Source organism: Sphingopyxis sp. USTB-05 (genome assembly GCF_023822045.1).
Classification (GTDB): Bacteria; Pseudomonadota; Alphaproteobacteria; order Sphingomonadales; family Sphingomonadaceae; genus Sphingopyxis.
This window is the reverse complement of the sequence record NZ_CP084712.1, coordinates 4,553,604-4,565,562: the sequence shown is the minus strand read 5'-3', so window position 1 is coordinate 4,565,562 and position 11,959 is coordinate 4,553,604. Positions and strand designations below refer to the sequence as shown.

Genomic DNA, 11,959 nt, shown 5'->3' with positions numbered 1-11,959 from the left:
GCGCCATGGCCGCCCCATCGACTGGAACCATCCCGCCCGCTTCACCGAACTTGTGCAGCTTAGAAAGCTGACCGATCGGTCGCAGATCCAGACCCAGATGATGGACAAGATCGCGGCGAAGCGCTTGGCGGGGGCGCGGCTGGGCGAGGAGTGGATCGTGCCGACGCTCTGGCAAGGCACGGACCTGCCCTGGCTGATCCCGTTCCCGGCCCCCGCGATCATCAAGTCGCGCCACGGCTGCAATCAATATAGGGTCATCACGGCCGTGCCCGACTGCGCGCGATGGCAGCAACTGCGCAGAACAGCCCGCCGCTGGCAGCGCAGACCCCACGGGCGCTGGCTCGACGAATGGGCCTATCGCGACGTTCCGCGCGGCATCCTCACCGAGCCGCTTCTTGGCGGCGCGCTCCCACTCCCGATCGACTATAAGATCTATGTGTTCGGCGGCACCGCAACGCATGTCCAGGTCCATCTCGGGCGGGGCCGCCGGCATCGATGGATCCTTCACGACCGTAGCTGGCGACAGCTCGTCAGGGCCGCGGACGAACCACCCCCGCCACCGTCACTGCCTGCGATGCTGGAGGCGGCCGAAACGCTGGCCGGCGACATGAATTTTCTTCGCATCGACTTCTACGACATCGGGGGTCGACCCTATTTCGGGGAATATTGTCTCTATCCGGGTTCCGGTCTCGACCCCTTTGCCGCGGACTGGATAGACCTTGAACTGGGCGCGCTCTGGCTCGCGGCCATGGCTGAAAATCCGGTGTCATCCGCACCGATTGGTTATGCCTAGCAGCCACACCGCGTCAGCATCACCGCTAGGTCATCCGCCACCATGATCGGTATCCAAACTGCGTTCGAGGAGTTTCATGCGATCGACGATCGAGAAAAAGAAGGCCGTGGACCAGCCGATCAGGATGATACCGCTCGCGCCCTCGATCGCACCGAGGACGCGCAGCCCCGGGGGCAGGACGAGATCGCCATAGCCTATCGTGACATAGGTCGATGTCGAGAAATAGAGCGCATGCTCGAAGTCTGTGAAAGCGCCGAGCAGCTGGTAAATGCCTGCCCAGATCCAGATTTCGGCCGAGTGCAGCGCGAATAGCCCGAAGGCGGCGACGAGGATCGCGCCGCCGTTGAGAAGAATGACGAGATAACGCCGCGAAGCACGCCGATAGCGGCGCAGAATGGCGAGCAACAGTGCCAGGCCGGCGAGATGCACGACGACCGTGACGCCGACGACGAGCGTGGCGAGAGCCAGCTGATGGGCGAGCGTCACGGACTGCGCGGGGCGGCCGCCTCTATCATGGGAGGCCTATGCCCCTCGCCGATGTTGCGGCGGGGCCACGCCATCAGGCCGCAACGTCCGTAGTGGCCCGCTTGGACACCCCCGGTCGCTCACCGTCATAGACGAACTCCGCTCCGCGCAGGTCGATGCGCGGGAAAGCGTCCTTCTCCGCCCAATAATCCTGATTGTGGCGCCATTCGGGTTTGTCACCGCGGCGCGGCATCGCGCCCAGCCCACGCATCAGATAGCCCGGATTGAAATTATCCTCCTCGATCCACGGCAGGATCTGCATGCCCTCATCCTCGGGCCTGAGCGCGACCTCGACCCTCCTCGCACCGATGTCGTCCATATGGTTGAGGAGGTTGCAGACAAAGTCTCCCATCATGTCGACCCTGAGGGTCCAGCTGGCGCGAAAATAGCCCATGACCCAGGCAAGGTTGGGCACGCCGGTCATCATCATCCCGCGATAGGTGATCGTCTTCGCCCAATCGACGGGTGCGCCGTCGATATCGAACGGGATCCCGCCCATCACCGACAGATTGAATCCGGTCGCGGCCACGATGATGTCGGCCTCGATCTCCTCGCCGCCGACCGTGCGGACACCCGTCGCAGTAAAATGGTCGATCGTATCGGTGACGACCGTCAGCTTTCCCTGGGTCGCCGCCTTGAAGATGTCGCCTTCGGGACAGAAGGCGAGCCGCTGCTGCCACGGGCGGTATTTCGGCGTGAAATGCGGCTCGAATTTGAAGTCGGGATCGCCCGAATAACCCCGGATCAGCGCTTTCAGATCCTCGAACACCGCGTCGGGCTCGGATTGGCACCGCCGTGTCATCAGATCCTGGTCGTGCATGATCTGTGCCCGCACGACGCGGTGGACCGTGGGCTCGTCGATTCCGACCTCGCGAAGCCGATCGGCAAGTTCGTTCCTGTTCTCGCTGCAGTAGAAATAGGTCGGCGAACGCTGGAGCATCGTCACATGCGCCGCCTTTTCGGCGAAGGCCGGCACGATGGTCGCAGCCGTCGCACCCGACCCGATGACGAGTATGCGCTTGCCCGCATAATCGATCGCCGAATCCCAGAGCTGGGCATGGATGAACTGCCCCTCATAATCCGAAAGTCCCGGCCAATCGGGGATATAGGGCTTCTCATGATCATAATAGCCCTGGCACATCCACAGGAAGCCGGCCGTGAAGGTAACCGGCGCGCCATCCGACGCGCGCACCGCCTCTATCGTCCAGTGATTGGCGGCGCTCGACCAGTGGCAGGCGGTAATGCGATGGCCATAATGGATATGGACCCCGATCTCGTTCTCCTCGATCACCTCGCCCATATATTTGAGGATTTCGGCGCCGCTGGCGATCGGCGCGCCCACCCAGGGCTTGAAGCGATAGCCGAAGGTGTAGAGGTCCGAGTCCGATCGCACGCCGGGATATCTGTGCGTGTCCCATGTCCCGCCGAAGGTCGGTTTCGCCTCGAGGATCGCGTAACTCTTCCCCGGGCACTGCTGCTGGAGATGATAGGCCGAACCGATGCCCGAGATGCCGGCACCAACGATCAACACGTCGACATGGATTGGACGGGGCTGGCTCGCGCGCCCTCGGTGCCTGATTTCCGCCATCGACAGCTCCCTTCACTTCTATCTTTGGAAAGGCATGAACACCGCATCGGCAAAGGTCATTGACCTTGGTCAACCAGGCCGTCGCCTCATCTGCTCTGGGATTTGCCGCACCCGCGTGGGCGGCGCCGGTCAGAGCCGGAAGAGAAAGAACCAGACCGAGCCCAGAATGACGAAGGCGAAATAGACGAGCCACAGTCGGAGCGAAGCCGCGTGCTCGCGGTCACGCTCAATCGGATCCTCGGGGTTCGATGGCGCCACTTTCAGGACCCCTTGCGTGCAAATCTGCGCGCCGCGAGGAGGCCAGCGGTAAGAATGGGGACCAGCGCCGCCGCCGCGCGAAGCTTGGGCGATCGCGAAACGCGGCCGATCTTCTTGCGCATCCGGCGCGGCACGCCGAGTTTCGCAAGCGACTTGTCGACATCGGGCATATCCATATTGGCCTCCTTCACCTTAAGCGTGGTCAGAGATTGAGCGAAAGCGTCAGACCGCGAAATACGTAGATTCCGCACATGGCCGGGGAACGAAGGGCGCGTTACCTTTCAGCCATAGCTGCGCGGCGGCGCCGAAGACTGGCGGGCAGAACCGCTCGCAGCGATGATTGGGAGAGGGGATCGATGCCGACAAACAGCTGCGACTGCCAGTGATAGCGCGAAGCGCCGGGATACTGCTTTATCGGCTGAAGGGCGGGAGCGCGGAAGTCTTGCTCGTCCATCCCGGCGGACCCTATTGGCGTGGGCGCGACCGCGGCGCCTGGCAGATACCGAAGGGAGGAATTGGGGCGGGTGAAAACGCGGAGGCTGCCGCCTTGCGCGAAGCTCAGGAAGAGCTTGGCATATCGCTGCAAGGTACGCTTGTTCCGCTGGGCCCGCTCCGGCAGGCTGGCGGAAAGATCGTCGAAGGCTTCGCGCTCGAGCAGGATCTCGATGCTACTGCGGTCGTGAGCAATCGCTTCGAGATCGAGTGGCCACCGCGCAGCGGCCTGTACCAGTCGTTTCCCGAAATCGACGCGGCGCGATGGTTCACGGCGGCGGAGGCTGCGGCCATGATACTTCCAAGCCAGCAGCCTTTTGTCGACCGGCTCGCCGATTATCTGGCGCTTCGACACTGACGCAAAAGCGGCCGCCCGTCTTCGAGGGCGGCCGCAAAGCGTATTTTCGGGATCGCTCCGCTCAAAGGGCGATCGTGATATTATCCTCGACCCGGGTGACCCCCGGCGCCGACCATGCGGCCCTCTCGGCGACCCCGCGCTCGGCCCATGCCCTGACCTTGCCGCCGAGCTTCACAATTCCCCCTTCGGTGGTCACGGTCACCGCGGCGGCGTCGAGATCGGCCTGGCGTTTGAAGGCCGAAACGATCCGCTCCTTCACGTCGGCGGGCGCCGGGTGCTGCTTGACCTCGATCAGGTTGCTCACGCCCGCGACGCCGGTAACGCGGCTGGCGGCCCGGAAGGCTTCCTTGCGTTGATAGTCCCAGTCGACCATGCCGCTCAGCGTCACCCGGCCCCGCTCGACCTTGACCTGAACCCTGTCGGTCGGGATCGACACCGTCCAAGCCATCATGTCGAGCAGGCGCCTGGCGATTTCATGATCGGCCATCTTGGGCTCGGACGCGAAATGGACCTTGATCTCTTCGGCGATCGCCCGGACGCCGGCGACGCGGCGCGTCGCCTTCTCGGCGGCGATCTTCTCCGGATAGGTTTTCACGTAACCCGAGAGAGTGACGACGCCATCTGTTACGGCGACGCCGATATCCGCATGATCGACGCTTGGCTCCCATTCGAGCTCGTCCATCACGTCGCGCTGCAACTGCCCGTCTGTCTTCTTCAACATCATCTGTCTCCTCTTCGTCCGAAGGTCGCAACCCGGCCAAAGGCCGGCAGGACCCGATGGTTCGGTTCGGAGATCTTCGCCTTCCCCGCGCACCGGCCCAATTCGGAAAACTCCGTAAGGGTAGCGCCTGCCTCCAATGGCATCGTACGTCAGCGAAATATGGGTCGGCTTAAAGGCTCCGGTCAGAGAACCGGACTTTTGCTCCTGCTTTCGATCTCAGCCCCTGAACGGAAGCATGATGGCCGCTCGCGCCGAACAATGGCGTAGAGACATCGCCGGCACGGCGATGCAATCGAAGACTCCATGATCCGGTACGATAAAAGCTTTCGAAGAGTGGCATTCTGCCTCGCCGGGCCGGCGGGATTTGTCGATGCCATCGGGTTTCTCAGGTCGGGCGGGCGCCTCGATCACGATCTTCCACCGCGACGGAGAGGTCCGTATCAGCGTCACCTTCATGACCGGCACCTTGGCCAAACTCGGCCATAGGTTTGCGGTGCGGCATTGGGCGGTAGCCCGACGGCCTGGAATCCATACCTGCTGCTTTGGCTAGCCCTCGTCGGCGGAGGCATTTTCGGCTCGGCCAGCCATGCTTGGTCTCCCGACGCAAGATCGGGTTCGCCGCCGCCTTCGCTCTCGCCCTCGTTCCCGTAAGGCAAGGGTTGACCGCCACCTTGTCGCCCTGAGCTGACCGGCTGCGGTCAGTCCGCTTTTTGGCACGGATCGCAAAAAGCGGACGTACGCCGCTGACCCAGATGGGATGGCAGGAAACGACCGGGTCGCGGACATTCAAATCCGAGCATAGCGCATCCGAAAGAGAAGACTGTCTTTTAGAACATAGTGGCGAAACAATGCTGCTGCTGCGTGGAAACCGATTAGCCAATATCCGATTGTGCCGCCCAGGCCGTGGAGGTCTTCGACCTCTTCCGCCAGTGCATGGTTTGGGGCCGCCAAGGGCGGCAGCTCCAAACCGAAGAAGGGAATGGGTTTGCCCTCAGCGCTGAGGATGAGCCAGCCGGCGATCGGCATTCCGATCATCAGAAGATATAAAGCAAAGTGAGTGGCGTTTGCGATCAGTTTCCGCCAGCCCGGCCCTTCCAAAGGCGCTGGTGCCGGCCATATGAGCCGCGCCATGATCCTGAGCCAGACGAGTCCGAAGACGGATAGTCCAAGCATGAAGTGCCAGTTCTTGAGCGCTTCACGGGACACACTGCCTTTTGGCCAGAATTCCCGTAGCTCGATAGCGGCGTAGACCGCAGCGATGACCAGCACCGTAAGCCAGTGGAGGATTATCGATGGCCGACTGTAAGAATCGGATTTTTTCTCAATCGTCATGGCGGCGCTCCTGCGATCACATTGCCCTGTATGAATTCTCGCTACATTGATCTGCATCAATCCGCGCGGATCGCTATGCGGTAAGCTTTTTACCCCGTTTGGGCCAACCCCTGACCTGACACCGGTCAAGGCCCCGCTACAAAATGACCTGGCCGCAAAGGGACCGTCCGCTCTTGAACCGCTTTGCGGCCAGGCGGCTTTTGGAACACAGTGCACAGAAGCAGCCCTGACGGCCCGATCAAGGTTTCTCCGCCACCCCGTGAGGAAGCGCTGGCCAACTTCTGTGGGTCCACGCAACGACCACCGCCGTCCATAGGCTGCCACTTTCTTCGTGCTGTCTCCGCGACTATGACGGACCCATGCCACGCCGAATGACGATAGCCGGACAGATCGAACAATTGATAGGGAACCTCGGTGGCTCGCCCATCTGCGACGACTGCGTCACCGATCGGCTGAACCTGTCGGTTCGAAGCCAGGCCAATGTCGTAACCCGCGAACTCGGCCAGCGCGAGGAATGTAACCGCGCCAAGACCTTATGCGGGCAATGCGGCGTGCTCAAGACGGCCATTCAGATCAGAATATAGGGGTCGATTGTCGGCAGATGCTCAATTTCTGTCGCGAGCCAAAGCGAGGCGATCGACAGCGACTGCGCTTCTTGAAAGTCGCTATCGAAACTGTCGCCAAGCCTTTCATCGCGCGATTTGATGCCGTCCGATATTTCGTTCGCCAAAAGCAAAAAGGATATCGGATGGATGCGATCGAGATCGCCGGCGGTCTGCAATAGCGCGGCAGGATCCGAAGGGAGCCGCCCATCCCTGAATGCGAAGATGATCCGGTTCATCCCTATCTTCATGGGAAGATCGATCGTACATTCGAAATGCTCTCTTATGCGAGCCAGGATAGAGCCGTGCTTCCAGTAATCATCGCACAGGTTGACGACGAGAATGCCGCCAGGCTTCAACCGCGAATGGCAATCACGATAGAAACTTGAAGAACAGAGCTGCGCAGGCTGTCCGTCCTTGTCGAAGCCATCGACAAGCAAGACATCGCAGCTTCGTGTATCCCGCCTCACGAATTCCGCGCCATCATCGCAGACGATCTCGAAGCGCTCGCTCTCGGGCGGCATGAAGAATTGCTCCCGGACCGCAATGACGTCGGGGTCGATCTCGACCGCGACGATCGACGCCTCCGGAAGATATCGGTGGCAGTATTTTGCCAGCGATCCGCCGCCGAGCCCGATGATCTCGATGGTCCCCGGAGAGGGATGGAACAGGAGGAACCCCATCATCCGGCGCGTATAGTCGAGGATCAACATGTCCGGATCGTCGATACTCATCGCGCTTTGCACGAAAGCCCAGTTTGCGAGGAGGCTCCGTATATTGCCCAGCTCGAAGACGAGCGGGGCGGCGAGTTCGCCCGGCTCCATCGGAGACGCGCGATGATGTTCGGTCCCATATCGTTCAAAATAACGCTGTTCGCGGTCGATATCGTCGAGATGATCGAGAAAGCGATCGAGTTCGGTTTCCGCTTGATCGATGCTCCGGCAATCTGCCCCTGTTTCGAGTTCGCAAGCGATCTCGACCTCGAAATCTTCCGCGGACCTATCTGTCATGGTCGCGGCGCTCGTTCTGCCGATCATGCGATCGTCCGCCCGCAATGGTGACGCCGATAAACAGGGCGAGAAGCAAGACGGAGACGAGAATGATCAGGAATATCGTCATGCGCACTTCCCGCAAGGATGTGTCGATTGCCCGAAGGCCAGGCTGCCGGTCGCCTCCGAACGCCAGACAAACCCCGTTGGGGTCATGATCACCGCGGCCGGGATCATTGGCTTTGCCGCTGCTCGAACTGCAGTGCCTTCTGATACATCTCGCGCCATGCAACGGCCGCACGAAGGGCCCGGTCCCGTACGTTCGGAAGCGACGCCTCGTTCGCTTCCGTCTGACACGCCTGCATGCGAGCCAGATAGAAGCGGCTGTTCCGTGCGGTCGGTTTGAGATTCTGGGAAATCATGTCGCAAGTTCCGTTTCTCGGTATTGTGGTGGAACGTCATCGCGAGGCCCGGTCGATCCGGCCCCGGCAGGCCGGCGGAACTTTGCGGCTCCACCGATCGGCCCGGCGACGAGCCACGCGCCGCTGCCGCCACGACAAGGCTTCGCAAGCGGAAAACCTAGCGCTTGCGCACGAACTCGGCGCGCAAGACGAGCCCCCTGATGCTCTCGTGACGGCAATCGATCTCCTGCGGATCGCCCGTCAGGCGGATCGACTTGATGACCGTCCCCACCTTGAGCGTCTTGCCGGCCCCCTTGACCTCGAGATCCTTGATCAGTGCGACGCTGTCGCCATCCTCGAGCAGGTTCCCGACCGCGTCGCGAACCTCGACCTGCGAGGCCGCGGCCTTGCGTTCCGCAAGCTCCGACGCCGGCATCCACTCGCCGCTTTTCTCGTCATAGGCATAGTCGTCACTGTCACTCATTTCATTCTCCAGACTTGGTCAGAATTGGGTTTCCCGGCCGCCGGCCGATCGAGAAACGGCGCGTGCGAATGGCCTGCCGCTCACAGGGGCCGCTGTCATTTCGCACCCGCGAGATCGATCGCAAGCGCCTGCGCGCCCGCATAATCGGCCGCATAGGCGATGCGGCCCGCCGCTTCGCCAAGGCCGATCCGCCCGAGCATCGCCCGCGGCTGGGGCTGCACCCCCGAGACAATCACCCGCGCGCCCGCCAGCCGGGCCTGTTCGACAAATTCCTCAAGTGCCTGCGCGCCGCTCGCATCGAGGAGCGGTACGAGCCGCATGCGCAAGATGATGACGCGCGGCGACTGCCCGACGCGGCGCAGCGTGTCGAGCAGCTCACCCGCGACCCCGAAAAAGAAGGGACCGGCGATCCGGAACACCTCGACGCCCGGCGGCAGGTCATCGCGCTGGTCGAGATCTTCGGCATCGAGTTCGGCGTCGCGCCGCCCGCTTCGATCGACCTCGACCGCTTCGGCCATACGCGCCATGAAAAGCAGCGACGCGAGCGTCACCCCGACCGCGATCGCCACCGTCAGATCGACGAGGACTGTCAATCCGAAGGTGATGAGCAGCACCGCCCGGTCGCTGTTCGGCATCCGCAGCAGCGCGAGGAAGCGCTGATACTCGCTCATGCCCCAGGCGACCATGAACAGGATCGCGGCGAGCGCCGCCATCGGCACATAGGCCATCAGGTCCGTGCCGAAGAGGATGAAGACGAGCAGAAAGGCCGCGTGCATCATGCCCGCGACGGGCGTCTTCGCACCCGACCGGATATTGGTCGCGGTGCGCGCAATCGCTCCGGTGGCCGGGAGGCCGCCGAACAGCGCCGAACCGAGGTTGGCGACGCCCTGCCCGACCAGTTCCTGGTTCGAACGATGCCGCGTACCGGCCATGCCGTCGGCGACGACTGCGGACAGCAGCGCCTCGATCCCGGCGAGAAAGGCGATCGTGAAGGCCGACGGCAGGACGGCATTGATCTTGACGAGCGAGATGTCGGGAAACGAGGGCAACGGAAGGCCCGCCGGAATGTCGGGAAAGCGCGATCCGATCGTGTCGACCGGCAGGTTCAGAAGCGGGACGGCGAGCGAGGTCACGACCACCGCGATCAGGAAGCCCGGCAGCCGCGGCGCGAATTTGCGGAGCGCGATAATGATCGCCAGCGCGCCGCCGCCGATTCCGATCGCGGCCCAGTTCGCGCTGGGCAGCGCCCCCAGATAAGCCTGCCACTTGGGGAGGAAGTCGGCGGGCACCTTGTCGATGGCGAGGCCGAGGAAATCCTTGACCTGGCTCGAGGCGATGATGACCGCGATCCCCGCGGTGAAGCCGGTCACCACCGGATGCGGGATATATTTGATCATCTGGCCGAAACGGAGCAGTCCCGCCGCGATGAGGATGAGCCCGGCGAGCAAGGTCGCGATCAACAGGCCGTCATAGCCGTGGCTCGCGATGACGTTGAAGATCACGACGACGAAGGCGCCGGTCGGCCCGCCCACCTGCACGCGCGATCCGCCGAGCGCCGAGATCAGGAAACCCGCGACGACGGCTGTAATCAGCCCCTTGTCGGGCGAGGCGCCGCTGGCGATACCGAGTGCCATGGCAAGCGGCAACGCGACGATGGCAACTGTCAGACCCGCGATCGCATCGGCGCGAAATGTGGCGACGGAATAACCCTCGCGAAAGACCGTGAAGAGCTTCGGCGTATAGGCCTCGGACTTCACCGGATTGCGGGCCGGCTCGGAAATTTGGCGGACAGAAGCGCGCGGCCGGGCGCCTTGGGATCGGCGTCGGCGGGCTCGCGAAGCCGCACGCCGCGCCCGGATCCGACACTCGATGAATATTCGCCGACCAGTTCGATGCCGGCGCTTTCCAGCGCCGTAATCACCTTCACCAGCGTATCGACGACACCGCGGACCTGGCCGTTCGACGCCTCCATGCGCTGGATCGTCGGAAGCGAGAGACCCGCGAGTTCGGCAAGCTCGCGCTGGTCGATCCCGAGGAGCGCGCGCGCCGCGCGCATCTGCTGCGATGTGATCATATCGACTCCAATGATGTTTCATACATCATTTATCAATCTTAACATTATGGATCGATGCTGTATATATACATCATGCTCGCCATTATATCGAATATGCTTGCTTTGGCGGGAGCCGCTCGCTGCTCCCACCTTCGCGCAGGAGGCGGCTGATGCCCGATTTCATGCAAACGCCTCTGGATCGCTCTTATCGTGCGGACAACGCCCGAAAATTACCGATCTCCGCCAATCACGGGAATCCTAAGACGGAAAGCGCGGAGCTTCCTGCCTCGGCCTGGAAAGCGATGCTCCGCGGCGCGCGCGGTCGCTGTCCCCGCTGCAACGAAGCGAAGCTATTTCATCGCTTTCTCAAACCCGTCCTTATTTGCTCCGCGTGCGCGCAAGACTGGACGCATCAGCAAGCCGACGATTTCCCGGCTTATATCGCGATCCTCCTGACGGGGCATATTATGGCGCCGATCATCATTGCACTCGTTCAGGACACGAAGCTGTCGCTCATCGCATTGGCCGCGATAATCGTGACCGCCATGCTCGTTTTGATGATCGGGTTCCTTCAACCCGCCAAGGGCGCGATAATCGCATTGCAGTGGTGGTTCGGCATGCACGGATTCACCACGGAACGACGCGCTCCGGAAAATACCGGTCGCGACAAATGAAGGTTATCGGTGGGCCTGCCCCGATCATGGCCCATCAGGCGGGATTTGAAACCTCCGCGCGGCATCCGAACCGCGACAGCGCGGTTAGTGGCTGATAGCGGACGGGCTGCTATCACATCGGATCTGGCCCAAGCGGCCCCTGATTTTGTTGCCGGAAATTATTGCTCCGCTCTTTCGCCCGTCACTTCCGATATTGCCATTGATACTCCGGAATATTGCCCTTGCGAAGAAAAGCGGCGGTCCAGAAATTGATCTTCAATCCGGGCTTGCCGTCGTAGGCCGCCGACTGCACGAAAGCGTGACCAGGGCACGCCATCGTGTCTGACCGCGAGGTGTCGATCAATTCGAGGCATTGGCCGACGAACCGCGCCGACTTGGGTCCGGTCGATTCCACGCCCGTGATGCGAGCGATGACGGTTCCGGCAGGTGCCGCGATCTTCTTGAGGTAGGGATCAGCGGTGTCGTTCTCCACGATCGTTACCACGCCATTTGCCACGGACAACTTGATCTTGTGGTCGACGCCATACCATTCGCCATCGATCGCCTTCAGCGGATTGGCGGGCAGGTCCGGCACCGTCTGAGCCTGAGCCGGCGATGCCACCAGCGCCATCGCCATAAAAATATTCGCATTTCGCATAAGTTTCCCCCTCTTAATGGAAAAATGCTGCAGCATTCCGCCCGGCCTGGCA

Annotated in this window: 18 protein-coding genes; 5 read left to right on the top strand and 13 right to left on the bottom strand. The window is 62.0% G+C overall.

Features of this window, described 5'->3' with window-relative positions; genetic code table 11:
- The first annotated feature begins 97 nt into the window (after nucleotides 1-97).
- Nucleotides 98-793, top strand: coding sequence for an ATP-grasp fold amidoligase family protein (locus tag KEC45_RS21345; RefSeq protein ID WP_062185556.1), 696 nt, complete (start codon nucleotides 98-100; stop codon nucleotides 791-793).
- 30 nt (nucleotides 794-823) lie between these two features.
- On the opposite strand, the gene KEC45_RS21340 is transcribed toward KEC45_RS21345, so the two are convergent.
- From KEC45_RS21340 to KEC45_RS21330, 4 genes are all read right to left on the bottom strand, one after another.
- Nucleotides 824-1,279, bottom strand: a complete 456-nt coding sequence (locus KEC45_RS21340) for a potassium channel family protein (RefSeq protein ID WP_062185559.1) — start codon at nucleotides 1,277-1,279, stop codon at nucleotides 824-826.
- Nucleotides 1,280-1,352: 73 nt separating this feature from the next.
- Nucleotides 1,353-2,906, bottom strand: a complete 1,554-nt coding sequence (locus KEC45_RS21335) for an NAD(P)/FAD-dependent oxidoreductase (protein WP_062185561.1) — start codon at nucleotides 2,904-2,906, stop codon at nucleotides 1,353-1,355.
- A 129-nt stretch (nucleotides 2,907-3,035) separates the two neighbouring features.
- On the bottom strand, nucleotides 3,036-3,164 hold the full coding sequence (locus KEC45_RS21915; protein ID WP_274520277.1) for a hypothetical protein: 129 nt from the start codon (nucleotides 3,162-3,164) through the stop codon (nucleotides 3,036-3,038).
- 2 nt (nucleotides 3,165-3,166) lie between these two features.
- Complete coding sequence (locus tag KEC45_RS21330) at nucleotides 3,167-3,340, bottom strand: hypothetical protein (protein ID WP_156419645.1); 174 nt, start codon at nucleotides 3,338-3,340, stop codon at nucleotides 3,167-3,169.
- Nucleotides 3,341-3,546: 206 nt separating this feature from the next.
- On the opposite strand from KEC45_RS21330, the gene KEC45_RS21325 reads away from it, so the two are divergent.
- Nucleotides 3,547-4,014: an NUDIX domain-containing protein gene (locus KEC45_RS21325; RefSeq protein ID WP_062186925.1), complete on the top strand. Its 468-nt coding sequence runs from the start codon at nucleotides 3,547-3,549 to the stop codon at nucleotides 4,012-4,014.
- A gap of 61 nt (nucleotides 4,015-4,075) precedes the next feature.
- Here the strand turns inward: KEC45_RS21325 and KEC45_RS21320 are convergent, their stop codons facing one another.
- The 3 genes from KEC45_RS21320 to KEC45_RS21310 all read right to left on the bottom strand — a co-directional run bounded on the left by KEC45_RS21320 (nucleotide 4,076) and on the right by KEC45_RS21310 (nucleotide 6,067).
- Nucleotides 4,076-4,735: a BON domain-containing protein gene (locus KEC45_RS21320; protein ID WP_062185563.1), complete on the bottom strand. Its 660-nt coding sequence runs from the start codon at nucleotides 4,733-4,735 to the stop codon at nucleotides 4,076-4,078.
- A 216-nt stretch (nucleotides 4,736-4,951) separates the two neighbouring features.
- Nucleotides 4,952-5,191 (bottom strand): hypothetical protein, encoded by a 240-nt coding sequence (locus KEC45_RS21315; protein WP_152682483.1) that lies wholly within the window; start codon nucleotides 5,189-5,191, stop codon nucleotides 4,952-4,954.
- 330 nt (nucleotides 5,192-5,521) lie between these two features.
- Entirely contained in the window at nucleotides 5,522-6,067 is a 546-nt protein-coding gene (locus KEC45_RS21310; protein WP_058538779.1) for a cytochrome b, read from the bottom strand.
- 371 nt (nucleotides 6,068-6,438) lie between these two features.
- On the opposite strand from KEC45_RS21310, the gene KEC45_RS21305 reads away from it, so the two are divergent.
- Nucleotides 6,439-6,651, top strand: a complete 213-nt coding sequence (locus tag KEC45_RS21305) for a hypothetical protein (protein ID WP_152682484.1) — start codon at nucleotides 6,439-6,441, stop codon at nucleotides 6,649-6,651.
- Here the strand turns inward: KEC45_RS21305 and KEC45_RS21300 are convergent.
- Complete coding sequence (locus KEC45_RS21300; RefSeq protein ID WP_202966826.1) at nucleotides 6,636-7,382, bottom strand: fused MFS/spermidine synthase; 747 nt, start codon at nucleotides 7,380-7,382, stop codon at nucleotides 6,636-6,638. The two genes, KEC45_RS21305 and KEC45_RS21300, sit on opposite strands and share 16 nt — an antisense overlap.
- Before the next feature lie 123 nt (nucleotides 7,383-7,505).
- On the opposite strand from KEC45_RS21300, the gene KEC45_RS21295 reads away from it, so the two are divergent.
- Complete coding sequence (locus KEC45_RS21295) at nucleotides 7,506-7,730, top strand: hypothetical protein (RefSeq protein WP_062185568.1); 225 nt, start codon at nucleotides 7,506-7,508, stop codon at nucleotides 7,728-7,730.
- 161 nt (nucleotides 7,731-7,891) lie between these two features.
- Here KEC45_RS21295 and KEC45_RS21290 read toward each other — a convergent pair whose 3' ends face one another.
- The 4 genes from KEC45_RS21290 to KEC45_RS21275 all read right to left on the bottom strand — a co-directional run bounded on the left by KEC45_RS21290 (nucleotide 7,892) and on the right by KEC45_RS21275 (nucleotide 10,617).
- The gene (locus KEC45_RS21290) at nucleotides 7,892-8,080 is read right to left on the bottom strand and encodes a hypothetical protein (RefSeq protein WP_062185570.1); all 189 of its coding nucleotides are present in this window, start codon (nucleotides 8,078-8,080) and stop codon (nucleotides 7,892-7,894) included.
- A 157-nt stretch (nucleotides 8,081-8,237) separates the two neighbouring features.
- A complete protein-coding gene (locus KEC45_RS21285) occupies nucleotides 8,238-8,543 on the bottom strand; it encodes an alkylphosphonate utilization protein (RefSeq protein WP_252171286.1) in 306 nt (101 codons plus the stop codon).
- 95 nt (nucleotides 8,544-8,638) lie between these two features.
- Nucleotides 8,639-10,300, bottom strand: coding sequence for a SulP family inorganic anion transporter (locus tag KEC45_RS21280; RefSeq protein ID WP_152682485.1), 1,662 nt, complete (start codon nucleotides 10,298-10,300; stop codon nucleotides 8,639-8,641).
- The gene (locus KEC45_RS21275; protein WP_062186927.1) at nucleotides 10,297-10,617 is read right to left on the bottom strand and encodes a helix-turn-helix domain-containing protein; all 321 of its coding nucleotides are present in this window, start codon (nucleotides 10,615-10,617) and stop codon (nucleotides 10,297-10,299) included. Before KEC45_RS21275 ends, KEC45_RS21280 begins: the two co-directional genes overlap by 4 nt.
- A gap of 149 nt (nucleotides 10,618-10,766) precedes the next feature.
- On the opposite strand from KEC45_RS21275, the gene KEC45_RS21270 reads away from it, so the two are divergent.
- Nucleotides 10,767-11,270 carry a DUF983 domain-containing protein gene (locus KEC45_RS21270; RefSeq protein WP_336444415.1) on the top strand — a complete coding sequence of 168 codons (504 nt, stop codon included), beginning with the start codon at nucleotides 10,767-10,769 and terminating at the stop codon, nucleotides 11,268-11,270.
- 181 nt (nucleotides 11,271-11,451) lie between these two features.
- Here KEC45_RS21270 and KEC45_RS21265 read toward each other — a convergent pair whose 3' ends face one another.
- A complete protein-coding gene (locus KEC45_RS21265) occupies nucleotides 11,452-11,886 on the bottom strand; it encodes a hypothetical protein (protein WP_193749213.1) in 435 nt (144 codons plus the stop codon).
- Nucleotides 11,887-11,959 lie beyond the last annotated feature (73 nt).